The following is a 23456-nucleotide window of genomic DNA, read 5'->3' as shown; positions in this document are numbered from 1 at the left end:
TTCTTTTTGCAAAACCTTCAACTATAATTGTTGTTTACGAGTGTAACAAGCATGTGACATGAAAAGGAAGGAAGTCATTATGGGGAAAACCGCACCAAAACGCAAATACATATTGGCGGGGCTCATGCTGGCAACATTTTTGGCCGCGATTGAGGGAACCGTGATCGGCCCGGCCGGCCCGAGAATCGTCGGCGAGTTGGGCGGAGTCAGTCTGCTGAGCTGGGTGTTCACCGCCTATTTGCTGACTATGTCGATCTCGACGCCTATTTTCGGGAAAATCAGCGACTTGTTCGGGAGAAAGCCGGTGTTTGTCATCGGTTTGCTGTTGTTCTTAGGCGGTTCGATGTTATCGGGGATTTCCCAGTCCATGGGCCAGCTGATCGCTTTCCGCGCGCTGCAGGGACTGGGGGCCGGCGGCCTTGTGCCCGTCACGTTTACGATTATCGGCGACGTGTACACGATGGAAGAACGCTCCAAAATCCAGGGGTATATCAGCTCCGTATGGGGCATCTCCTCGCTTATCGGACCGCTTTTCGGAGGGTACGTCGTCGACGCGCTCAATTGGCGCTGGGTATTTTATTTCAACCTGCCGTTCGGCCTGCTGGCCTTATGGTTTATAATGAAATATTTACACGAAAATATCTCGAAACGGCGGGTCAAAATCGACGTTTACGGTGCGGCGGCTTTTGCGGTCGGGGTAGCGGCTTTATTGTTCGGATTAACCTTGGGCGGCCAGCAGCTGCCTTGGGCTTCTCCGGGACTGATCGGCATCATGGCCGTGGCCGTCTTTTCGCTGATTCTGTTCTTCTGGATCGAGAAAAGAGCGGCCGAGCCATTAGTTCCGCTCAAACTGTTCAAAATCCGCGACATCGCTTTTTCCAATTTGACCAGCCTGCTGGCCAGTGCTCTATTGATCGGCTTAACCTCTTATCTGCCGCTCTGGATTCAAGGGGTGCTGGGCGAAAATGCGACCATCTCCGGCCTGGTACTGGCGCCGATGTCGCTCTGCTGGATGCTGGGTTCGGTGCTTGGCAGCCGCTGGCTCCTTACCCGCGGGTCGCGGTATACATCCCTGATCGGTATGCTGATCATCACGATTGGCGCCTGCGGCATGGCGCTGATGCGCGAAGGGACTCCGCTGCTCGTGCTTATGGTTTTTAACGCGCTTTACGGATTGGGATTCGGGTTCTCGTTTACGGTGTTTACGATTATTGCCCAATCCTCCGTCGGCTATAGCTTGCGCGGTTCCTCCACGGCGCTGAATACATTCGTCAAGTCGATCGGCCAGACGCTTGGCGTATCCGCGTTCGGAACCTTGATCAATTTGCATATCGCCTCCCAAACCAAGGCGGGAACCCTATCCGGCCATACGGTCAGTCAAGAGGATATCAATCATATGCTCTCTCCGGAAAAAGTGAGTCTGCTCCCGGCGGAGCTATGGAACGATTTGAAGCATGTTTTAAGCGGCAGCCTTCATTTATTATTTATCGTGATGGCGGTGATCGCGGCAGTTGGCGTGGCCTCCGCATTCGGGCTTGGAACCAAAGCGCCAAGCGAAAGCGGGCAAGGAGCCGGGGAAAAAACGGCTTCCGGTTCTGCAAAGGTCTGATTTTGTCTCCCCGGCGATTTCGCAAAGAAATGGTATAAAAAAGCCCGCATCTCCACACCTTAACGGCTAAGGGGAGGTGTTACCATGAATGAGGAAATGAACCTTGACCAAAGCTCGCTGGTCGATGCCTGGCAGCAGCGGCTTCCGGAATATTTGAACCCGGGGGATACGGCGGTTGTGGAGGCCGATCTGGGAGATCCCAAAGGGCTTCGGCTTCATATCAATGCGGAAGGGCATCAGTTTTTTTCTTTTGATTTTCAGTGCTCTTATATGGATCCGAGGGAGGTACGGGTGGAACTGGTCGATGTCGAGCGCGACGGGCAGACGATAGACGAGCACAGCGAGCAGATCCAGGAATTGACCGGCGATTATGTTCGTCATATTCACGAGTGTGCCCAAGCCCTTGCGGAGATTACCAACCCATCTTGAGAAAGCGAGGACCAGCCGATGACGCGAGCCAAAGCGGGAACGGATAAAAACTTGAACAATGTGGTCCGGGATTTGGACCGGTCGCCGGCCAACAGCCACGAAGCGCAGCAGATGCAGCAGACGGCCAATGACCAAAGACACCGGGATGTCCACCATCATCATAAAGAAACGGACATGGATCCATCGCATTAGTCGGTGCCGGCACTGGAGCCGGAACGCCCTAAACAAGACAAAAAGCCTGCACCTGAAATAAAAGGGTGCAGGCTTTTAATTTGGCCTCGGCGGTGGAGAACAAGGAGGGCTCATAAAAGCTCTACCTTCCTGCCGGTATTACTTGCGAAGCAGCGGAGCCAGTTTTTCGGCTTCCCGGCCCATTTTTTTGAGCAGATCGATCATGACTTGTTTTTCTTCGTCGTTCAACCCGCTGAGCGCGTGGTCAATCCGGTCGGTAAATTCAGGGTACAGCTGATCCATCATTTCCTTGCCTTTTGGCGTAAGCTCGGCATAAATCACACGGCGGTCACGCGGGCATGGCGTGCGGTGAAGCAAACCGGCCGACTCGAGCTTATCGATGACATAGGTCACGTTTCCGCTTTGCAAAAGCAGCTTCGCGCCGATTTGCTGAATGGGTTGCGAGCCTTTGTAATAAAGTACTTCCAGCACCGCAAAGGCCGTCGGATTGAAGCCTTGGATTTTGCTTCCCGTTACAGCGTGTTCGTTGACGCTTTTGAAGGATTTGGCGAATACCCGATACAGATGCAAAGACAAGTCAGTGCCGCGTTCCTCGGTTTTCAACATATTCATCCCGCCTTATTTTATAGTTTGTGAACGAATTTACATGGATATGAATTAGTGCTATCTTAGAACACTCGCGAATTTTTAAAAATATAATTTATCACAATTTTCGGCTTTTCTATTTTAAAGTTTCATTCCAATTTTTTGATTCCTCCCCAAGACCGGAGGGAAATTCATCCCCTGGGACGGAGATGGAATCATTCTCCGGACGGATGGTTTGCGCGGCCGAATTTTTTATGATAACGGTGTGATCCTTGCGGAGCGAGCAAATGCTTACGAAGCAAGTTTTGTTCGAAGCAATTTCGATGATGCTTTACGCTCACAAAACCAAGCGAATCTTTACGAAGCGAGTTTTGTTCGATGCAAATTCAATGATGCTATGCTCACAAAACTTTTAGGAGATGTTATCATGAACCAAACCGCGGATATTCCGAAGGCGGAGACCGAGACGGGGCTGCTGCAAAACCGTTCCTATCTGGCTCTTCTGGTATCGCAGTTGATTTCCAACCTGGGGGATTGGCTGCATTTGCTGGCACTGCTCACGATGGTCGGACTTAAATGGAATGCGACCCCATGGCAAATCACGGCATTGATGCTCTGCATGCTGCTTCCGATGCTGTTTGGTGGTCCGTTGGCCGGAATGCTGGCGGATCACGTGGAACGAAAACGCTTGATGATTATAGCCGACTTGGCTCGCGTCTTTATCGTACTGGGGCTGATCTTCGTTTCATCTATGTGGCAAGTCTATGGGCTGATGGTGCTCAAAGGGATTTTCGATGTCGTTTTCTCTCCGGCCAAAAGCGGCAAAATCAAAGAGATCGTGCCGGCGGAGCAGATGGAGAAGGCGGTTTCCTACAGTGCAATCATCGAACACGGCACCAAAATTATCGGTCCTGCCCTGGGTGGCATGCTGACCGCGGCTTTTGGGGTTTCCGCCTGTTTTTTGCTGGATTCCCTGTCGTTCTTGCTCTCCGCCGTGATATTACTCGGGGTTCCGGGTAAACGCGCATTAGCCCGTTTGGCTTCAAACTCATCGGAGAATGGCCATGAGAGCCGTAAGCAAGGGTTCTGGAAGGAACTGGCCGCCGGAGTCAAGATGATTGCCGGAATTCCCATGCTCGCTTATGGAACATTAACGTTATGCATGGTGCTTCTGGTTCTGCAAATTGCCGATTCGCAAAGTGTGGTGCTTTTCCGGGAAATTCCCGGCATTTCCGTTGAAATTCTCGGCTGGTGCGTTGGTCTCAGCGGCTGTGGAACATTGGCGGCGATCGGACTTTCCCAGGCGCTGAAGGGGTGGTCTCCGCTTGTCAAAATGGGTGCCGGAGGCGCCGTGCTGGGCACGGTGTTTGCGCTGGCCGGCATCGTCGCGACACACGGTCCGTTTAACGGTTGGGGATATGCCCTGCTGATGGCGATCTTTTTTACCGCCGGGCTTGGAGCCGGGATGTCGTTCATTCCGTTCCAGGTCACGCTGCAGCAGCGAACCCCGGAAGCTTTTACGGGACGCGTCTTTGGTACGGTTACCAGTCTCACTTCCGTATCTTCCGTCATCGGTCCGCTTTGCGGAGGATATTTGGTGACCGTTTTCGGTCCGGCTCCCGCTTTTATGCTGTCGGGGGGACTTATGGCCGTTATCGGTCTTTTGCTCTTGATCTTCAAACGCCGGATCTTGAAGCTCGACTCGAATGTAACCGAAGCGGCCCTTGGAGCTTATACAAGTTCCACTTAAATAGAAGATGAGGATGCAACGTTCTGGAGATAGATGCGTATAAGAGAGAGACTAACAAATAGCGGGGCGAATTAATGTGGAAGAAACACTGCTGCAGGTAGAAATCAAACAAGCCGGTTATGCTGCGGGACAACCTGCGATTGAGCAGGTGTCGCTTGCGGTTAAGTCCGGCAAACTGACCGGACTGATCGGGCCAAACGGCGCCGGAAAAAGCACGACGATCAAAACAATACTCGGACTGCTTCCGTTTTCGGACGCGTCCGTTCAATTTACGGGCTCTTCGGACAAATACACGTATGTGCCGGAGCAGCCTGTTTTTTATGAGACCTTAACGCTTTGGGAGCATCTAGGACTGGCAGCGGCCGTGTACGGCATGGAAGAAAAGGATTTTGAGCGGGAAGGAAACAATCTGCTGGAGAAATTCCGCATGACCGAAGAGAAGCATCATCTTCCGGGCGGATTCTCCAAAGGCATGCGGCAGAAGATGATGCTGATGATCGGCTTCCTTACCCGGCCTGACGTGTATATCGTGGACGAGCCCTTCGTTGGCCTGGATCCGCGGGCGACGAAGGATTTTCTCGGCCTGCTGGAAGAAGAGCGGCGGCGGGGCGCGGGGGTGCTGATGTCCACGCATGTACTCGATACCGCGGAACGGATTTGCGACGATTTTATTCTGATTTCGGGCGGGAAGGTGGCGGCACGCGGCACGCTGGAGGATATTCGCCAGGCGGCTTCGCTGCCGGGAGCGACGTTGTTCGACTGCTTCGACGCCTTGACCTGACCGTAATGAAGGAGGAATCGGCATGAATTCGAGTATCCGTTTGGATACCGTAAACAAGCTGTTTGCAAGACGATGGAGCGATTATATGCGGGGGCAGATCGGCATTTTGCGCTCCACCTTCGATTGGATCGTGTTGCTTTATCTCGGAATTCCCGCGCTTCTGCTCGGCGGGCGGACTTATTACGGATTATGGCGCGAAGCCCTCCCGGGATGGTTAACCGGCCTGCCGTTTGGCGTGGTGCCAACGCTGCTAATGCTCCTGGTATACATCAGCGGAGGGCTGGTGCTATGTATTGAAGCGGCCGACGTCTTGTTCCTGCGTCAGCACCCGCGCTGGGTGAAGGGATTAATTCTGCGAGGCTCTATCGCCGCTGCGGCTGCGCAGGCCGTTTTCTTCGCCGTTGCCATGACGATTCTTCTGCCCGTTTTGATTCGTGTGTTTGAAATGGACGCCGGCAGTATTCTTTTGCTGTATTTCGTTACGCTTGGCGTTAAAATCCTTCATTTGTTTCTGTCCAATTTGCTTGGCGTGACTCTGAGGGGCTGGAAGCGGATTGCGATGCGGTACATCGCCTTCGGTCTGCTGGCTTTCGGCTACGGAGCCTGGGCTTCCCTCGGCAGCGTGAGAAATCCGGGTGCCGGAGCGGCGGCTGTTTTGGCATGCGCGGTGCTCATCGGCGCTCTGGCCTGGTTCAGATTGCGGCTCAGTGGCCGTTTCGAAGCCGAGCTTCGCGAGGATGACCGGAATAAAACGAGATTGACGGCTATGCTGCTGTCGTCTGCCGTTGACCGCCCGAAATCGTCGGCACGCAACCCCCGGCCATGGCTGTTCCGCAAGTCCAACCGGCTGCTGCCTTCGCGGAGTCCGGAGGCCAGAATCGCGGAAATTCTGGTTAAATCCTTCTTCCGCGGCAGCGAATTGAAGCTGTATCTTCAATTGACGTTGGCCGGTTTCACCGCGACTCTGCTTCCCCCGTACCAAATCAGCGCGCTCGTGTACGTGCTCATATTGCTGTTGATCGTCTATTGGCTCAGCGGACATCGGCTGGCTTTTTTCGAGCGGGAGTTAATGTCGATTCTGCCGCTGGATGAGGGGACGAAATACCGCAGCGCCAATCCTGCCATGACGATGCTGCTCCTGCCGGGAACCGTTCTGCTGACCGCAGGACTGATGGTAAAGGTGCTGCCCGTCTGGTTGGGACTGCTTGCGGCCGTTCCGCTTGGCGCGTTAATGGCTCTGCTTCTGGCCCGATTCAAATTGCGCTGGACGATCAGGTGTTAATCCGCCGCCTCAATAGTAGTTTTCGGGCAATCAGCTATCGGAGGCAGCCTGTCCCGCGTGGGCTCCCGCCGTGTAGCCGGTGGCAAAAGCGGCGGTGATGTTGTACCCTCCGGTATAGCCGTGGATGTCCAGAATTTCGCCGCAAAAATAAAGACCCGGCATCAGTTTGGACTCCATGGTTCGCGGATCGATCTCCTTTAAATGCACGCCTCCGCCTGTGACGAAGGCTTCCTCGAACGGGCGTGTCCCAGTGACCGACAACGCAAAACGCTTCAGCACGGAAACAAAGGCAAGCCAAGGTTCTTTGGGCAAGTGCTCGTACGTTGTGTCGCCGGAAAGCCCCGCCCGTTCGAATAAAAGCGGCAACAGCCTTTCGGGAATCGTGCCTTTGAGCACGTTTTTTAATGCTTTTTTGGGCTCATCCGCAGCCAGTCGGCGCAGTTGCCCTTCCAACTCGCCGCCTGTGAACTCGGGAAACAGATCGATCTCCATGGTGACGGGCGAGCGGCCGTTTTTTTGTTTGATGCCGCGGATGAATCCGCTGCAGCGCAAGGCAATTGGCCCGGAAAGTCCAAAATGGGTAAACAACATATCGCCCTGATGGGAGACAACGGGTTTGCCTTTGGGGTTCAGCACGGACAGCTTAACGCCCCGCAGCGATAACCCTTGAAGCTCCCGGTTTTGAATAAAAGGCTCCTTGGACACGATAGGCACCTCCGTCGGGTAAAGCTCCGTGATCGTATGTCCGGCCGCCTGGGCCCACGGATAACCGTCACCGGTGGAACCGGTGTGCGGAACGGATTTTCCGCCCGTCGCCACGATAACCGAGTGGGCGAGCAGCCGCGTGCCTGAAGCGAGCAATACGCCTTGAACCCGTTCCGGCCCATAGACGATTTCCTGAACGGGATGGTTCACCAGCAGTTGAACGCCAAGCGCCCGGGCCTTGCCGATCAACGCGTCCACAACGGACTTGGCTTTGTCCGAAACGGGAAACATCCGCCCGTTATCCTCTTCTTTTAGCTTAATCCCCAAATTTTCGAAAAACGCGATGATATCCCGGTTGCTGAAAACCGAGAAGGCGCTGTAGAGAAATCTTCCGCCTCCTGGAATATACGTGATTAACTCGTCGATTTCTTTGGCGTTGGTTACGTTGCAGCGGCCTCCGCCGGAAATCCCCAGCTTGCGGCCGAGCTTATCCCCTTTGTCGAGAAGAGTGACGGAGGCTCCGCGTTCAGCGGCGGCGATTGAGGCCATCAGGCCCGAGGGCCCGCCTCCTATAACAATAATGTCGTATTTTTCCATTTGGGTTCCCTTTCTTATTTGTACTTTTCTCACTATAGCTCACGAGGGCTGGAAGCAATAATTTCCAGGGGCGTTATCTATTTAACTGGATAGTGCAGGTTATTTAAACCTTAATAAGAAACATTGTAAAACTTTGTCGCCTATGCTTTAATCGAAACAGAGTGTACTCTTCCGTTTAAGGAGGGAGATTGTGGATGCTGTAAAAGAAATCCTGCTACAGGTCCTTATCGCCAGTCTGCCGGCATTTCTGTTTCCGTTGACTTATGAGAAAGTTGACGCCCATTCTCAACGAAAAAGCCGTGCCGGTCACAGGGAAACCAACACCACAGGGCTATTATATACTTGCATCCTCAGCATGGTCCTTTGTTCCTTGTTTGCCGTTCGGTTATGGGACGTTATCCCGCTTGATTTCGGAATTTTACCCTTGTTTGCGTTCATGATGTACGGCAGAATTCGGCATGGTTTTATGTTAGCCGTTCTGCAATTGCTCTTATATCCCTTATTTGCAGTAAACTACACTTTCCTTGAATTCCTTTTAGAAACGGGAGTTATGCTGTATCCGTTTGTTCTCCTGACGTCCCCTCTTTTCAAAAAGGTCGGGCGCCACGGCAAAGTGGTGATCTTGTCCGGATTTTTTATGACCGGGGAGCTTATGATCGCATCCTTGCCTTTTCTGACGGGGAGCATGACTTTAACCGAAAATTTAAGCGCTTTTATGGCTTTGTTCGCCAATTCTTTTATTGCGCTGCTGGCCGGAAGCCTATTCGTATACATCACGGAAATAACCCTGGAAAAAGAAAAGCTGCGTGAACAGGTCACGAATCTCTCGCATAAATATTTCGGCGAAGCCGAGAAGCTGCAGCAAATGATGGACGCGGCTCCGGTTAGTGTCATCCTGCTCGATCAACAGGGATACATCGTTTCCATTAATGAGACGTTTCTTCAATTTTACCGGAAAGAACGTGCTGAAGCGACCCGGAAGGATTTGATCCGGCGCAAGCTGAGCGACGCCATGAGCGGCATCCTGATCGAAACGATGTCATCGCGGGTGCAGCAAACGATTGAAGGCAATCTAAAAACCACGGAGCTTCTCAAAAGCGAAGACCATATTTATTTTACCAGCACATCTCCGATCAATAAAAGCGAAACCAATGAGATGATCGGGGCCGTATTGATCATTCAGGACATCACCGAGCTGGAGACGCTGCGAACGGAGCTTAGCCATGTCGAGAGGCTGAGTCTCGTCGGGCAGATGGCGGCCGGCATCACCCATGAAATCCGCAATCCGATGGCGGTTGTTCGCGGTTTTTTGCAGCTGATGCGGGAGAAAAGCCCGGTTTCCCTGGACAATTATTACAGGATCGTCATGGAGGAGTTGGACCGGGCCAACAGCATCATTAACGATTTTTTGTCACTGGCCCAGAATCGGGTCGTCCAGAGCGAAGAATGCCGTTTGCACGACATTATCGGGGAACTGACCCCACTGCTTTGGGCGGATGCCAATCTGCGCGGCCAAAGCATCGAAGTGCGGGAAGGAGACAATATCCCTGAGCTTCACCTGAACGCCAAAGAGATCAAGCAGGTCATTCTTAACCTGGCGCGCAACGGGATGGAAGCGATGGGAGAGAAGGGGCAGTTGACGCTGGAGACGAGACTCAGCGAACGAGGCGTCGAGATTCTGGTATCCGATATGGGACCGGGCATCTCCCAGAAACAGCAGGAGAAGCTGTTTGAGCCGTTTTATACCACGAAAGCCAAGGGCACCGGTCTTGGATTGGCGCTTTGTTTAAGCATTGTCGAACGGCATCGCGGGAAGATCACGGTTCAATCCGAAGAGGGGAAGGGAACCACCTTCACGGTGTTTTTTCCGCTGAACGATAACAAGACTCTTGGCCCCGGTGAAGACCGGAGCGCCGGGTAGCGGTCAACCGGTTGCTTTCCTTCCTTCCGAATGTATAATAAAATAGAATTCGGACCAAGGCCGCTTGAGGCCTTGAGCCGAATAGTTGACATAAGGGGTGAAAGGAATGTCGATGTCATTTGACCAGTATATGAAAGACATGATTCAACCGATGAGAGACGAACTTACTTCTCTGGGGATTCAGGAGTTGCGTACGCCGGAAGAAGTGGCGGCGAGCGTGCCGGCTTCGAAGGGCACAGCCCTCGTCGTAATCAATTCGGTCTGCGGATGTGCGGCCGGACAATGCCGCCCTGGCGTAGCCAAGGCGCTGCAGCATGACTTGACTCCTGATCACTTGTTTACCGTGTTTGCCGGGCAAGACAAGGAAGCGACGGCCAAAGCCCGCGAGTATTTTGCGCCTTATCCTCCGTCATCGCCTTCGATCGCTCTGATGAAGGATGGCGAACTGGTTCATTTTATCGAACGCCATCAAATTGAGGATCGTTCAGCCGAAGAGATTGCTTCGGAATTAACCAGCGTTTTTGATCGTTATTGCCGGTAAGCGCTCGTGCGGCTCCCTTTAGGGCGGCGGCGAATCGCAGGGCGCCCCTAAAGTTCGGTGCATGCCGGTGCTGCGGGGGCGTTTTACATAAACTTGTATACAAAAATTAAAACGGAGGGATGAGACAATGAGTTTGCAGGAGGAGATCATTGCGCGCCTCGGCGTGAAGCCAGCTATCGACGCCGAAGCGGAAGTTCGCCGGCGCGTCGATTTTTTGAAAGAACATGTAAAAAGCTCGCGGACAACGGGACTATTGATCGCTATCAGCGGCGGCATCGATAGCGCGGTGACGACGGCGCTGTGCAAAAAAGCGACGGATGAGCTGTCGCAGGAAACGGGCAAGGAGTATATCACGCTGGGCGTGTTCCAGCCTTACGGCGAGCAGGAGGACATCGAGCACAGCTATGAAGTGGCCAAGGCCTTTGGATTGAAGCATACCGTCGAGACGAATATCGAAGAAGCCGTGGACGAAATTGCGCTTGAGGTGGAGCATGGGCTTAAAAATATCGGACAATCCCGGCATATCAGCCCGCAGGGTAAAGGAAACGTCAAAGCGCGGACGCGGATGGTCGTGCAATATGCGCTTTCTTTTGAATTGAATCTGCTTGTGGTAGGAACCGATCACGCTTCCGAAGCGATTACCGGCTTCTACACGAAATGGGGCGACGGGGCTGTGGATATCACTCCGATGAGCTCTCTGAATAAACGTCAGGTTCGCTTGCTTGCCGCTCATCTGGGCGTGCCGCAAGCGATTCTCGATAAAGCGCCGACCGCCGGATTGTGGGAAGGCCAAACCGACGAGAAAGAACTGGGCATCAGCTACAACGACAACAGCGACTATTTGGAAGGCAAAGAGATTGATCCGGCCACCAAGGAACGGCTGGAATCCTTCTATTTGAAGACAGAGCATAAACGCAGCCCGATTCCGGGTATCTAAGGCGAAAGCAACGATTACGAGCAAGGCCCGTTTCTCCGGTGAATGGAGAGACGGGCCTTTTTGATTTGGTTGTTCGCTTATGGACGCGGCTGCGGATTGATTGCTGCTGCAGGCTGAACGGGAATGTAGATATCCATCCGACAGTTCTCCTTCGGCCAGCACCGTTCATCGTACCATTCGAAGTCCGGAGAATAGGTTTGCTCATACCCCGATTTAGGAAACCAACTGGTGAAAATCTCATTCCACGTTTGCTGGATCGAGGCAGAGAACTGTTCTTCCTTGACTGCAGGCGTCGTAAAGACAGCATAGGTGGCAGGAGGAATGTGATACTCTGTCAGTCCGTCCGAAACAGGAGTTTCATTGTCAACCTCAAAGCCGATGATATAGCGGAAAGAGCCGTCTTCTTCGGATGGAGTGCAGACGCCAAGTTCGACATTGGGCCGTTGTTTTCCCGGAACGCGTGCGCCCCATCCTTCCTTGATGTACTTTTGCCAAAAGGCGGGAATCTCATTGTTGTTCTGACCATCGACATTGGTCGTTTGCAGCGCATACCCCAAAATCCTCATTGCCGGAAGCGTTTCGATCCGATGTTCCATTTCATAATCTCCCCATTCAAAATTGGTTTGGGCACCGATAGCGAGAAGCGGCTCGGCTCTGGCTACGAGAAAAGGCGGAGAGCCCAGCTTGCGGCAGTCCGTCGGAAGGATGCCGTACATTTTCCGGAAAGCGCGCGTAAAGGCCTCATGTGATCCGAACCCGCACAAGAGCGCGATATCCAGCACCTTCATGTCGGTTTCGGTCAACAGCTCCGCCGCTTTGGACAACCGGCGTTTGCGCACGTAAGAAGTAACGGTGTCCCCGACAAAATATAGAAAAGTGCGGTGAAAATGGTACTCCGAATAAAACATCGCTTTGGCGATCCCGCTTAACGATAAATCCTCGTCAAGCCGCTCCTCGATATAATCGATGCTTTGCTGAATCATGCGGATATTGTTCATGAACTTCCTCCAGACCGGTCTATACAAGCTGAGCGAAGGAAAAACAATACGGGGAAGCGTGGGGATTGTTCCGGAAGTGAAGTCGACCGGGAGGAAGATTCACACGGCAGTCCGTAAACGTCTAGTCATTAGCTCAACTTATATATAAGGCAAGTATAGTTGAGCATCGGGGGTAATTCTTGATCATTCTTGCTGTCGGTTTTCGGCGCAGAGGTATTATCCGGGTAAATGTTCCGAAATAAAAGCAAAAGTAGCCTGGAGCGCCTCTTCCAACTGACGCGTGGTGCCGCGGAAGGGATGAACCGTGTTGAAGGTGTGGTTCCCTCCGGGAATGTGAATCCGCGAAATACCGGGTCTGAGCTGAGCCAGCTTGGCCGAGCCTTGACGCAGATGGGCGCCGTCTTCCGTCCCTTGGACCAAGGCGACGGGAAAGCGGGCTTCGGCGGGGGAAGAGGCCATTCGCTCCAAAACATCATAGCGCTCCCGCTGATGCTCCAGGTCCTCGAGAATGATGGCGTCCAGGGGCATTTGCTGCCCGGTTCGTCCGTTCATCACATAACTGCGGCCGGAGGCGCGCATTTCCTCTTTTTGCTGATCGGTAAAGAGATCCAGGCGGGTCACTCCGTTCCAGGAAATTACGCCGTTGACGGTGCCCGGATGATCAAGCGCGTGCACAAGACACACGCCGGCTCCCCGGCTGTGGCCGATCAGGAACAGCGGAAGCTTCGAGAGCCGCTCGTCCAAGCGGAGATAGGCGATTAAGGCTTTCAGATCGGCCAGCTCCCGGTCATAGGTATTGACCGCGAATTTTTCGAGTTCGGTAAATTCGAGCGGGTTTTCGCCGATGCCGTTGTGTGAAAAATTGAAGGTCACGACCTCGTGAGAGCGGCTGAGCTGCTCGGCGGCATAGGGAAACATGCCCCAGTCTTTGAATCCTTTGTATCCATGCGCGATGATAACGAGAGCGGAAGGGACTGGTTGGGCCGCGGGATACCGCGTGCAGCGCAGCAGATATCCGCCTTCCGGAGAAATTTGAAAATCGCTTGGCATTAGTTATCCTTCCTTTCCGATTCCGATGTTGGTTATTAATAAATATACCATAGAGAAGGAGCGGATTTGCGCGTGAGAAGGGAAATCCTAGAAGGGCGGAACTGAAGGAGTGGAACGGAGGACTTACAGCGCTGGAAGAGCGGAGTAGAGCAGAACCGGAGCGAAAAAGTGGAGAGCGAAAAAGTGGAGAGCGAAAATGAACGGAAAGGCGGTATGGAATAGATCAGAGCGGGAAGAAGAGCAGGTCCGAACGGAGAGAGCAGGACGATACTGAGCAAAACAAAATGGATCTGGATACTGAACCAGAACTAATGTCTAACGGATCTGAGAGACGTTATTTGTCCCAAACCAAACATTCAATAATTCTAACGGATCGAGGAGCCCTTATTTTGGGTTTTTAAGCCTGTTTTTGCGTTAAAGTAATTCAATAACGTCACTGGAGTCCGTTAGATTTGCCAGGGGCCGCAAAAACGGGAAATAACGTTTCTCAGATCCGTTAGCGGTTGAAGCAAAAAAATGTCAGGGGGGTGCGAGGACGTGAACGGCAGGGCTAGGCAACGTTCCAACGTTCACATCCTTCGGACTCGCTTCCCGCGATCTTCCCTGTTACAATGTGAATGTTAGCTAACTGGACGCTCGCTGTTAGGCGGAAAAGGAAGAAGGGAACGACGTTGATATACGGGATTGGACATGACGTGGTGGAAATTGAACGTGTGCTCCGGATGCTCGAAAGCAAGATCGGCGAAAGGCTGATGCTTCGTATTTTGACGCCGTCCGAATGGGATTTGCCCGGGAGAATCGCAAGACCCGCCGAGTTTGTTTCGGGACGTTTTGCCGCCAAGGAAGCGGTCAGCAAGGCTTTTGGTTGCGGAATCGGCAAGGTTCTCGGGTTTGCGGATATGGAGATCATGCCTGACCTTAACGGGAAACCGTCGGTTTTATTGGCGCCCAAGGCTTGGAAAAGACTCGGAATTGCGGAACCGGACCAGTACGCAGTACATCTCAGCATCACGCACGAGCGGCATCTTGCGTCCGCTTTTGCCGTAGTCGAACGAGTCATTTCATAAAGTAAAGGAGAACATAGGACATCATGCTGGGAAGCGGAGACAACGGAAGCAAACATTACTTCAGTACCGAGCTGCTTGCTTGGTATGAGCGTTCAAAAAGGGATTTGCCCTGGCGCAGGCACCGCGATCCGTATTACATCTGGGTCTCGGAAATTATGCTGCAGCAGACGCGGGTGGATACGGTAATTCCGTATTTTCACCGTTTTATCGAGCGATTTCCCACGGTATCGGATTTGGCGGCCGCGCCGGAGGAAGATGTGCTGAAATGCTGGGAAGGGCTCGGCTACTATTCCCGGGGCCGCAATCTGCAGGCGGCGGCGCGTCAGGTTGTTGAGCTCCACGGCGGCGCCGTGCCGGACAATAAGGCGGAGGTGTCCGCCTTAAAGGGGGTTGGCCCGTATACGACCGGGGCCATCCTCAGCATTGCCTTCAACCGCCCGGAACCGGCGGTGGACGGCAACGTGATGCGGGTGCTGTCGCGATATTTCCTCATCGAGGAGGATATCATGAAGCTCGGCACCCGCACACGGATGGAGGAGCTGGCCGCCGAGCTCATCCCCGAGGGGCGGGCCTCGGACTTCAATCAGGCGCTGATGGAGCTGGGGGCGTTGGTCTGCACCCCGAAATCTCCGCAATGCCTGATTTGCCCCGTCATGGCCCGCTGCGCCGGACGCCTGGAAGGCGCCGAGGAGCGGCTGCCGGTGAAGAGCAAGGCGAAGCCGCCGCGGCCGGAATACCGGCTTGCCGCCTTAGTCGAGGGCGGCGGGGAACGGGTCGGGCGCGTGCTCGTCCGCCGGCGGCCGGACGCCGGGCTGCTCGCGCGGATGTGGGAGCTGCCCCACATCCCGGCGGACGCCGTGCCCGGCGAAGGCGCCGGACTGCCGGACGGTCCGGCGATGGACCGCCTGGCCCTGGCGCTTGCGGAGGCGGGTGTGCCTGCCCGGCCGGAGGAAGCATGGATGAACGCGGAACATACGTTCAGCCATATTCACTGGAACCTCCGCATATTCCGGTTTAACGAGATGGATCCTTCTTTGACGCAGACCGGCGGAGCTGCCGGGTTAAATGCGGCGGAAGCCGGAGCGGCATATGAGGCCGGACCGGCTTCGGCTGGGGACACCGGGGAGATTTATCGCTGGATCGGCAAGGCCGATATGGACAAATTGGCTTTCCCGAATGTCTTTTTGCGCATTTTAAACGAATATTTCACGGCCTAATTTTATATCTCCTCGTTTGTTCGCAATCAGATTAAAAGACCGGAGCTTCTCTATATATGGAGAAGACCGGTCTTTTGAATTTTCCATGCGTTAGTCAATCTGATTTATTCCATCTTTCTATTTTCCGTCGTTTTCATATTATTTTGCTGATCAGGCTCATGGTGGTCCTCGCCGGCAACCTGCCCTTGGTCCGGTGGAGTTCCGCCACTGACGCTGCGGGCGAAGCTCGTAAATTGCGCTTTTTGCTCATCGGCTTCGTGTTTTAGCTTGAGCAGCTCTTGCGGATCACTCGTTGATTTGTGGGACTCGTTGTGGTTGTCCATGATGATGCCTCCTTGTTTGCTTATCCTAATTAATGATGTTCCGGAATGAGGCAATATATTCAGAACATCCGTTTCTAAAAGTCGAAAGAATTGTAAAGACGGAATTTTGTTAACCGAGCGTTAATATACCAGTGATTGGAATGTAAATTATTTTTTTGAATTCATCCGACCAAATTTAGGAGATTTTAAGAAATATAAAAAATGTAACCGCTTAATATAAAGCGCTTTCAGAAGAAAAATGGTGTATTCGTGAGATAAGTGTGGTTTAATGGACAAGGAAACAGATTTTTTCTCGTTTTTTGTCTGGTTTCAATTTATTCGGTTGATGTAAACATGGTCTGCACATTTTACATCGATCTATCATGCGTAGAGAAAAGGGAGATCATAGCATGCTTATTCGTTCCTTTCAGTTGAGCGATGCGAGTCAAGTCATGGAGCTTTTGCAAGTGGCCTTGTCGGAGGATTGCTACGAAGACACGAAGCGGGCGTTTGCCAGACAGCTGTCTTGGGATTCGGAGCTAATTATGGTTGCGGATGTAGAGGGAGAGATCATGGGCGTTCTGATCGGAACGATCGATCAAAATACGGGCTGCATTTACCGTATGGCGGTTCATCCGGAATATCGCCGCCGCGGTGTTGGGAAGGGCCTTGTCGCCGCCATGGAACAGCGATTCCAGCTGCGTAATGTCCGCCGTATTATGATTGCAGGGGATGAACATAACAAAGCGCTTCTGCCGTTATATGAAGCGATGGGATACGGCGCAAGCAAGTTTTTGGAGGCTTTCCAGAAATTGGGGATTGCTGCTGTTCAATCTTTGTCGTAAAGAAACGAATCCTGTAGAAAAAAATATGGGGAAAATCCTGAGCATATCTTCCACCCGTTGCAAATGGGTGCTGGATATGCTTTTCTATTATAGAGGCCGATTTTTCGTTGGGGCCGATGGCCTACTTTTTGGATAGCAATCTGGAGGAGTAGCGGTGAAGGAAATTACGATTTATACGGACGGAGCCTGTTCGGGAAACCCCGGACCCGGGGGATGGGGCGTCGTTCTTTTATATAACGGACATCGGAAGGAACTGTCCGGGGGCGAGAAGCTTACTACCAACAACCGAATGGAGATACAAGCCGTCATTGCCGCGCTGAGCCAGCTTAAAGAGCCCTGCCGGGCTAAAGTATACAGTGATTCCGCCTATGTCGTGAACTGCTTTCAGCAAGGCTGGATCAGAAACTGGCTCAAAAACGGCTGGAAGAACAGTAAAAACCAGCCTGTCGAAAACAAGGAGCTGTGGCAGGAACTATGGCGGTTGATGGGAATACATCAAGTAGAATACGTGAAGGTCAAAGGCCATAGCGACAATGAGCTCAACAATCATTGCGACCTGCTCGCGCGGGAGGCTATCAAGCGTTTGTCCTGATCAAGGAGGGAAAAGAGATGGCGATGACCGGCGCAACGGCATATCGTGCCGGAGCCGGGTTTTGGGCGGATTTGAAGCGTGAAATTCAGGAAGCGGCGCCATCGCTGGGAATTGACGATATCGGGTTTGCGACCGCGGATCCGTTTTTTTCGCTAAAATCCGTGCTGATGGATCGGCGAGAGAAAGGCTACGAATCGGGGTTCGAAGAGCCTGATCTGAATAAGCGAATTTATCCGGAGCTATCGTTGGATCAGCCGGCTTCGCTGATTTCCATCGCCGTGGCGTACCCGTCCAAAATGGAGGACCCGCCGAAGTCCGAGCCTGGGAACCGGCGCGGAATTCTGGCGAGATCGGCGTGGGGACGGGATTACCATGAGGTGCTTCGCGAAGCGATGGCACAACTGGAAGCGTTTATCCGGGAACGGGTGCCTGAAGCCAGAATCGAGAGCATGGTGGATACTGGGGCTCTTGTGGACCGTGCGGTAGCGGAGCGGGCGGGAATCGGATTTAAAGGGAAAAACTGCGCGATCATATCTCCAGAATGGGGGTCGTGGATCTACCTTGGCGAGCTTATCACGAATCTCCCGATTCCCCCAGATACTCCGGTAACGGAAGATTGCGGTGAATGTACGAAATGCCTGGATGCTTGTCCGACCGGTGCCTTGGTGGGTCCGGGGGTTTTAAACGCGCAGCGCTGTATCTCCTTTTTAACCCAGACCAAAGGCTTCATTGAAGAGGAGTTCATGCTCAAAATCGGCAACCGTCTGTATGGATGCGATACGTGCCAAGTGGTCTGCCCCAAAAACAAGGGAAAGTCCTGGAACCACCGGCCTGAGCTTCAGCCGGACCCAGAGACGGTCAAGCCGCTATTGCTGCCTTTGCTGGATCTTAGCAACCGTGAATTCAAAGAACGCTTCGGCGACAGCGCCGCGGCGTGGAGAGGGAAAAAACCGATCCAAAGAAATGCGGTAATTGCTCTGGGGAACTTCAAAGACAAGACCTCGATACCGAAATTAATAGATATAATGACTCATGACCCGAGACCGGTAATTCGGGGGACGGCAGCGTGGGCAATAAGTCGGATAGGCGGGGCTGAGGCGCTGCAGGCAGTACTCCGCGCCCTTGATGCCGAAGAAGATAGGGAAGTGCTTGAAAGGCTTCAAGCCGCCGAACGAAAATTAAGGTCTTCCCAGGGCGAATATACAGAATAACTTACAATTCGAATATAAGAGAAGTATGACGGCGCGAATTCCGTCAAGGGGGACTAAATCATGAGATTCATCAATGTCGAGGATATCGAACCGGGGCAATATTTGGGTAAAACGGTGTATTCGGCCAACGGGACCGTGCTGTTGTCGTCGGGGATCCAGCTGACCGTTTACATGATCAACACGCTGAAACGGATCGGTGTCACCATGCTCTACATCAAAGACCCCGGATTTGAAGATGTCGAACCGGAGGATATCCTTAGAGAATCGACCAAACAAGCGGTATTCCGGGAGATGAACGAGACGCTGGAGGCCGTTCGTTCGGGCAAGGAGTGGAGCACCCGTAAAATCAGCGGAAGCGTGGATGCCCTTTTGAACGATGTGTTGAACAATAAAGAGGTCCTGCTGCAGTTAACCGAAATCAGAACCTCCGATAATGCTTCGTATTTGCATGCGATGAATGTATGTCTTTTGTCCTCCATGATCGGGTTAAATATGGGTCTTAATTATTCGCAGCTTAAAGATTTGTCCATTGGAGCGCTATTGCATGACATCGGCAAGTCGATTCCTTTGCCTGAGGGGGGATCGTTGGACGGCAGCAAAACGCATCACACCTGGCGAGGATATGAATTGCTCCGGCATAAGCGGGAGTTTAATTTGCTGATCGCCCATACGGCGCTGCAGCATCACGAACGGCTGAACGGAACCGGTCTTCCGCGTGGTCTGGAAGGTGACGAGATTCACCTTTTTCCTAAAATCGTGGCCGTAGCGAACATGTACGATAATATGATCGGAGGCGGCGGAGGCAATGTTCGCCGCCCGGTGCTCCCGCACGTGGCATGCGAACAGTTGATGGCTTATTCCGAACAGGAGCTTGACCACGACGTGTTAGTGGAGTTTACCCGAATCGTATCCGTTTATCCGAACGGCACCGCGGTTAGGTTATCCACAAAAGAGACCGGCGTCGTCGTTCGTCAGCACCGCGGGCTGCCTGGTCGGCCCGTAATTCGCATCGTTCGCGGATCGGGCGAAGAACTGGATGTTACCGAAGTGGATTTGGCCTTTGAGACAACCGTATTTATCGAGGCCGTACTCGCTTGAATCGCAGCATCGTCAATGCTATTATTATCTGAGTGCGCCTTAGCTTTATGAGGGAGATGCATGGAGATTATCGCAGGGGTGGCTGAATCATGGAAATCGCAATTCCAATTATTACTTTGATCGTCGGTCTGATCGGCGGCTTTTTGATCGGTGTGTATTATTTGCGCAGACAGATGACGAAAATGCAAAGCAATCCGGAAATGCTGCAAAAGATGGCCAAGCAAATGGGTTACAATTTGAACGGCAAGCAAATGCAGCGCGCGCAGCAAATGATGAAAAATCAAGGCCAGATTCCGGGAGTTACCGGACAGAAGTCTCGTAAGAAAAAATAATTTTACGCTCTAATAGGAGCTTGAAAGTATGGTCCACAACATCATAGGCGTCGTTTGTTGAAAGCGTCTCTGTTCGCCATGCTTTTGTGAAAGGAGGAGGCGCTAAGAATGGCTGGAGTTAAGGATTATGTGAACAAGCAGGTTGGCAGCAATCGGGAGCAAATCGAACATCATGTTCGCGAGATATTGAAGCTGATTGGGGAAGACGTGGAGCGGGAAGGCTTACTTGAGACCCCGGCGCGGGTTACCCGGATGTATGAGGAGATTTTTGCCGGATATGAAGTGGATCCCCGGGATGTGCTGGGGGTTACGTTCGAAGAGAATCACGAAGAACTTGTTATTGTAAAAGATATCGTTTATTACAGCCAGTGTGAGCATCATATGGCGCCTTTCTTCGGGAAAGTGCATATCGGTTATATTCCAAGCGGCAGAATCGCCGGCCTCAGCAAGCTGGCCCGCCTGGTGGAGGCGGTTACCCGCCGCCTGCAGGTACAGGAGCGCATCACCTCGCAAATTGCCGACATCATGGAGGAAGTTCTTCAGCCGCAAGGCGTCATGGTTGTCGTTGAAGGGGAGCATTTATGCATGTGCGCCCGCGGGGTCAAGAAGCCGGGCAGCAAGACGGTCACTTCCGCCGTACGCGGAAGCTTCCGCAAAGATGCCGCCTCCAGGGCGGAATTTTTGTCTTTGATCAAGGAATAGTCCACAGCCGATACCGGATTTTTGGAATAAACAAACAAGCGGTTCGAAGTCGCGTTCATGCGAACTTCGAACCGCTTGTTTTATTCGAGCAGAGAAAGCAGGTTTATTTTCGACTCTTTTCCTTTCTCGCGTACCAGGCAAAAAGAAAAGCAGCCGTATCAATACGGCTGCCATTTTAGTTTCTTCGCTGCTTGGAAACGTTCGGCCACGGCCGGCCAATATACGACGTTCCACCAGTCGGCGATATATTTCGGGCGCTCGTTTTGATGCTTCAGATAGTAAGCGTGCTCCCATACGTCCAGCGGCAGCAGCGGAACGACATCCCACTGAGATAGGTTCTGGTGCTTCTCCGCAGTGAGAATTTCCAGCCGGTGGCTGCGCGGGCCCCAGACCAGAATGGCCCAACCTCCGCCTTCGACCTTGGCGGCCGCTTGAGAGAATTGGTGGTGAAACGCCTCGTAGCTTCCAAAATCCCGGTTGATTTGTTCCAGCAGTTCGCCTTCCGGTTTTCCGCCGCCCTTCGGATTCATAATATTCCAGAAAATCGTGTGCAGATAATGGCCCGCGCCGTTGAAAGCCAGTTCCCGTTCCCAATGCTTCACCAGATCGAAATCTCCGGATTTACGCGCCTCCTGAAGTTTTTTCTCCGCTTTGTTCAAATCGTCTACATAAGTTTTGTGGTGCTTGTCATGATGGATGCGCATCGTTTTCTCGTCGATATAGGGCTCCAAGGCGTTATAGGGGTAGGGCAGGGGAGGAAGCGAATGTCCGCCGATCGGGACGGGATGGTCGAAGACCCGGGTTTCGGCAAGTTCCGGCGAGATCGATTCCTCGCCCTCCAGGTTTGGTTCGGCGGAATCGGAGCGATCCTCGCTGCCGAGGATGTCGAGGGTGTGGTCATAGGCGTGAAACTCGCCTTCGTCCGCGAGACGGCTGGCTATTTCCCCGGGCCGGTTAAGCTTCTCTAGAACATGAAGGAAGTATTCGGATTCGCGCATGATGTGCTTCAGCACAACCGGGGCTAATGGAACGGCTTTGACCGCCGGACTGTAATCCAGAAGGAACTGGAGTTGGCGGACGAATTCGGAGGACTGCCGGAAAGCCGTCTGCAGCAACTGCTCCGTTTGCCGGATAAAGGCGGGGTTCGCCGCGGCCTCCTTGGAGGACAGCCCGTATTGCAGCAATTGATCGGCTGCCTTTTCGGTTTCCGCAAACACCTGCTTCCACTCATCCAGCACCTTGACGTATTGGGGTTCAAGCCCGGGTATGATCGCCTTGATAACCTCGGTATGCTCCGCCTCCTGCTGCTTCCAGAAACGGATTTCTTCCAAAATGCGCACAGGCAAATAAGGCCCGTAATCGAACAGCATGGGTTAACCTCCTCCGGCTTCATTAATCATTATTAACAGCTTATTCGAGAGGAGGTTTGGCTTATGCCTGGCTATTCCGGATATGGACCTTATATCAGTTGGACGTGCCTTGTGAAGCTATTTTAATGTTGCTGAGAAAAAGAGAGACTTTGCGCAGATATTCTTTGGGGTGCTCCCGGAAAATCAGTTCATGATGGGAGCCCTTGACGATCCAGACTCCCGAATAAGGGTTCGTCTGATTGGCGGCAAGCTTCTCCGCGATCGGATAAGGCGCCTTTTCATCCTGGGTGCCGTGAATAAACAGCGTCGGAAAAGGATAGTCCTCCGATTTGACCTGCGTGTATGGAATTTGCCGCAGGCTTGTGCCGTTCAGCACGGGCAGCAATAAGCCGATGATCTCCAGCGACGGATGCCGCGGCAAATCGATGTGCTGCCGGATATTGTGGTACATCGTATCCGGCTCCAGCAGAAAGGTGCTGTCGAGAATCATGCCGTCGATGTCTTTGCTTGTCAAGGCAGCCTGCAGCGCCGTGCCGGCCCCCATGGAGAAGCCCCACACGACGATCTCCTGACCGCCGCGCTGTTTCGCTACCTGGATCGCGCCGAGCAATTGCTGGGCTTCCTTTTTGCCCCCGGTGGCTACTTCTTTGCTGTTCTGTGCGGCGAAACCGTAGTCAAACATCACGACGTTAAAGTTGAGGCGGTGCGCGAAGTTGGCCAGGTCGTACATCGGAATCCAGGATTCTTCCCGGTTTGCGCCATAGCCATGGCTGAACACGATCGTCTTGACCGAATCTTCCGCGGGAATATACCATCCCTGCATCATTCGGCTGCCGTCGGCCGCAGGAAAAGCAATGTTCTCGTATTCCAGGTTTTTGGACAGCTTCGGGTTGGAATAAAGCGGCGCCACCGTCGGATTGGACAACACCCAGGCAATATAGCCGTGCAAAGAAACGAAGCAGAACAAAAGAAAGAAAAGGACGGACAGCATTAAAGCGACCAAGATGTTTTTAAGACTGATCCGTCTGGTCGAGAGCGAGGGAACTTCGGTGCCTTGGAAACCGGAAGACAAGGGAAGTTCACTTCGGCCTGCTTGGCTCATGCTCTCCCCTCCTATAAAAAGATTAAAGCGGATATTAGATTATATGATCTTTGCTTCCACTTGAACTATATCGGATTATGTCGAAATAAGACGATTCTCCTAAAATTATCGTATGACGGGGCGTTGGCAAAGTCAAATGGAAATACAACTGGAAAAACTCTCGCTGGAGGAGCGGCGTTTTCATTGACGAAAATCGGCGGCTTACCTATAATTTATTGTAACTTCGTTTCGTATGGTGAAA

At 52.8% G+C, this 23456-nt stretch carries 23 protein-coding genes and 1 pseudogene; 17 read left to right on the top strand and 7 right to left on the bottom strand.

Annotation, left to right across the window (positions count from 1 at the left end):
• Positions 1-79 precede the first annotated feature (79 nt).
• The 3 genes from ACI48K_RS15865 to ACI48K_RS15855 all read left to right on the top strand — a co-directional run bounded on the left by ACI48K_RS15865 (position 80) and on the right by ACI48K_RS15855 (position 2230).
• Positions 80-1609 (top strand): MDR family MFS transporter, encoded by a 1530-nt coding sequence (locus ACI48K_RS15865; protein ID WP_475028590.1) that lies wholly within the window; start codon positions 80-82, stop codon positions 1607-1609.
• 84 nt (positions 1610-1693) lie between these two features.
• Entirely contained in the window at positions 1694-2038 is a 345-nt protein-coding gene (locus tag ACI48K_RS15860) for a hypothetical protein (protein ID WP_475028589.1), read from the top strand.
• Positions 2039-2056: 18 nt separating this feature from the next.
• On the top strand, positions 2057-2230 hold the full coding sequence (locus ACI48K_RS15855; RefSeq protein WP_475028588.1) for a hypothetical protein: 174 nt from the start codon (positions 2057-2059) through the stop codon (positions 2228-2230).
• A 138-nt stretch (positions 2231-2368) separates the two neighbouring features.
• On the opposite strand, the gene ACI48K_RS15850 is transcribed toward ACI48K_RS15855, so the two are convergent.
• Positions 2369-2836 carry a MarR family winged helix-turn-helix transcriptional regulator gene (locus tag ACI48K_RS15850; RefSeq protein ID WP_475028587.1) on the bottom strand — a complete coding sequence of 156 codons (468 nt, stop codon included), beginning with the start codon at positions 2834-2836 and terminating at the stop codon, positions 2369-2371.
• 406 nt (positions 2837-3242) lie between these two features.
• Here ACI48K_RS15850 and ACI48K_RS15845 point away from each other — a divergent pair, with 406 nt between their 5' ends.
• The 3 genes from ACI48K_RS15845 to ACI48K_RS15835 all read left to right on the top strand — a co-directional run bounded on the left by ACI48K_RS15845 (position 3243) and on the right by ACI48K_RS15835 (position 6628).
• Complete coding sequence (locus tag ACI48K_RS15845) at positions 3243-4565, top strand: MFS transporter (protein WP_475028586.1); 1323 nt, start codon at positions 3243-3245, stop codon at positions 4563-4565.
• A 76-nt stretch (positions 4566-4641) separates the two neighbouring features.
• Positions 4642-5346: an ABC transporter ATP-binding protein gene (locus ACI48K_RS15840; protein ID WP_475028585.1), complete on the top strand. Its 705-nt coding sequence runs from the start codon at positions 4642-4644 to the stop codon at positions 5344-5346.
• Positions 5347-5368: 22 nt separating this feature from the next.
• Positions 5369-6628, top strand: coding sequence for an ABC transporter permease (locus ACI48K_RS15835; protein WP_475028584.1), 1260 nt, complete (start codon positions 5369-5371; stop codon positions 6626-6628).
• Positions 6629-6658: 30 nt separating this feature from the next.
• Here ACI48K_RS15835 and ACI48K_RS15830 read toward each other — a convergent pair whose 3' ends face one another.
• On the bottom strand, positions 6659-7930 hold the full coding sequence (locus ACI48K_RS15830) for a BaiN/RdsA family NAD(P)/FAD-dependent oxidoreductase (RefSeq protein WP_475028583.1): 1272 nt from the start codon (positions 7928-7930) through the stop codon (positions 6659-6661).
• 190 nt (positions 7931-8120) lie between these two features.
• Here ACI48K_RS15830 and ACI48K_RS15825 point away from each other — a divergent pair, with 190 nt between their 5' ends.
• From ACI48K_RS15825 to nadE, 3 genes are all read left to right on the top strand, one after another.
• The gene (locus ACI48K_RS15825) at positions 8121-9851 is read left to right on the top strand and encodes a two-component system sensor histidine kinase NtrB (protein WP_475028582.1); all 1731 of its coding nucleotides are present in this window, start codon (positions 8121-8123) and stop codon (positions 9849-9851) included.
• A gap of 106 nt (positions 9852-9957) precedes the next feature.
• Positions 9958-10392 (top strand): BrxA/BrxB family bacilliredoxin, encoded by a 435-nt coding sequence (locus ACI48K_RS15820; RefSeq protein ID WP_475028581.1) that lies wholly within the window; start codon positions 9958-9960, stop codon positions 10390-10392.
• A gap of 127 nt (positions 10393-10519) precedes the next feature.
• Entirely contained in the window at positions 10520-11329 is an 810-nt protein-coding gene (nadE, locus tag ACI48K_RS15815; protein ID WP_475028580.1) for an ammonia-dependent NAD(+) synthetase, read from the top strand.
• A 77-nt stretch (positions 11330-11406) separates the two neighbouring features.
• On the opposite strand, the gene ACI48K_RS15810 is transcribed toward nadE, so the two are convergent.
• Together ACI48K_RS15810 and ACI48K_RS15805 are read right to left on the bottom strand one after the other, a co-directional pair.
• Positions 11407-12327 carry an AraC family transcriptional regulator gene (locus ACI48K_RS15810; RefSeq protein WP_475028579.1) on the bottom strand — a complete coding sequence of 307 codons (921 nt, stop codon included), beginning with the start codon at positions 12325-12327 and terminating at the stop codon, positions 11407-11409.
• A gap of 216 nt (positions 12328-12543) precedes the next feature.
• On the bottom strand, positions 12544-13377 hold the full coding sequence (locus tag ACI48K_RS15805) for an alpha/beta hydrolase (RefSeq protein WP_475028578.1): 834 nt from the start codon (positions 13375-13377) through the stop codon (positions 12544-12546).
• Between the two features lie 671 nt (positions 13378-14048).
• Between ACI48K_RS15805 and acpS the strand changes: the two genes are divergently transcribed.
• Entirely contained in the window at positions 14049-14444 is a 396-nt protein-coding gene (gene acpS, locus ACI48K_RS15800; protein ID WP_475028577.1) for a holo-ACP synthase, read from the top strand.
• Positions 14445-14467: 23 nt separating this feature from the next.
• Positions 14468-15661 (top strand): A/G-specific adenine glycosylase, encoded by a 1194-nt coding sequence (gene mutY / locus ACI48K_RS15795; protein WP_475028576.1) that lies wholly within the window; start codon positions 14468-14470, stop codon positions 15659-15661.
• Between the two features lie 104 nt (positions 15662-15765).
• Here mutY and ACI48K_RS15790 read toward each other — a convergent pair whose 3' ends face one another.
• Positions 15766-15984, bottom strand: coding sequence for a hypothetical protein (locus ACI48K_RS15790; protein WP_475028575.1), 219 nt, complete (start codon positions 15982-15984; stop codon positions 15766-15768).
• Positions 15985-16373: 389 nt separating this feature from the next.
• Here ACI48K_RS15790 and ACI48K_RS15785 point away from each other — a divergent pair, with 389 nt between their 5' ends.
• The 6 genes and pseudogenes from ACI48K_RS15785 to folE all read left to right on the top strand — a co-directional run bounded on the left by ACI48K_RS15785 (position 16374) and on the right by folE (position 20743).
• Positions 16374-16808, top strand: coding sequence for a GNAT family N-acetyltransferase (locus ACI48K_RS15785; RefSeq protein WP_475028574.1), 435 nt, complete (start codon positions 16374-16376; stop codon positions 16806-16808).
• 154 nt (positions 16809-16962) lie between these two features.
• Complete coding sequence (gene rnhA / locus ACI48K_RS15780; RefSeq protein ID WP_475028573.1) at positions 16963-17400, top strand: ribonuclease HI; 438 nt, start codon at positions 16963-16965, stop codon at positions 17398-17400.
• 23 nt (positions 17401-17423) lie between these two features.
• Positions 17424-18501, top strand: a pseudogene (queG, locus tag ACI48K_RS15775) (tRNA epoxyqueuosine(34) reductase QueG); the annotation flags it as partial.
• Positions 18502-18671: 170 nt separating this feature from the next.
• Positions 18672-19709: an HD-GYP domain-containing protein gene (locus ACI48K_RS15770; protein WP_475028572.1), complete on the top strand. Its 1038-nt coding sequence runs from the start codon at positions 18672-18674 to the stop codon at positions 19707-19709.
• An 89-nt stretch (positions 19710-19798) separates the two neighbouring features.
• The gene (locus ACI48K_RS15765; RefSeq protein ID WP_475028571.1) at positions 19799-20041 is read left to right on the top strand and encodes a YneF family protein; all 243 of its coding nucleotides are present in this window, start codon (positions 19799-19801) and stop codon (positions 20039-20041) included.
• A 108-nt stretch (positions 20042-20149) separates the two neighbouring features.
• Entirely contained in the window at positions 20150-20743 is a 594-nt protein-coding gene (folE, locus tag ACI48K_RS15760) for a GTP cyclohydrolase I FolE (RefSeq protein ID WP_475028570.1), read from the top strand.
• A 158-nt stretch (positions 20744-20901) separates the two neighbouring features.
• On the opposite strand, the gene ACI48K_RS15755 is transcribed toward folE, so the two are convergent.
• Together ACI48K_RS15755 and ACI48K_RS15750 are read right to left on the bottom strand one after the other, a co-directional pair.
• Positions 20902-22113, bottom strand: a complete 1212-nt coding sequence (locus ACI48K_RS15755; RefSeq protein WP_475028569.1) for a Fe-Mn family superoxide dismutase — start codon at positions 22111-22113, stop codon at positions 20902-20904.
• Between the two features lie 94 nt (positions 22114-22207).
• Positions 22208-23215 (bottom strand): alpha/beta hydrolase, encoded by a 1008-nt coding sequence (locus tag ACI48K_RS15750; RefSeq protein WP_475028568.1) that lies wholly within the window; start codon positions 23213-23215, stop codon positions 22208-22210.
• Between the last annotated feature and the right edge of the window lie 241 nt (positions 23216-23456).

This window comes from Paenibacillus terrisolis (genome assembly GCF_056171975.1).
Note: the sequence above shows the minus strand (reverse complement) of the source record. Positions and strands in the feature narration are given on the sequence as shown.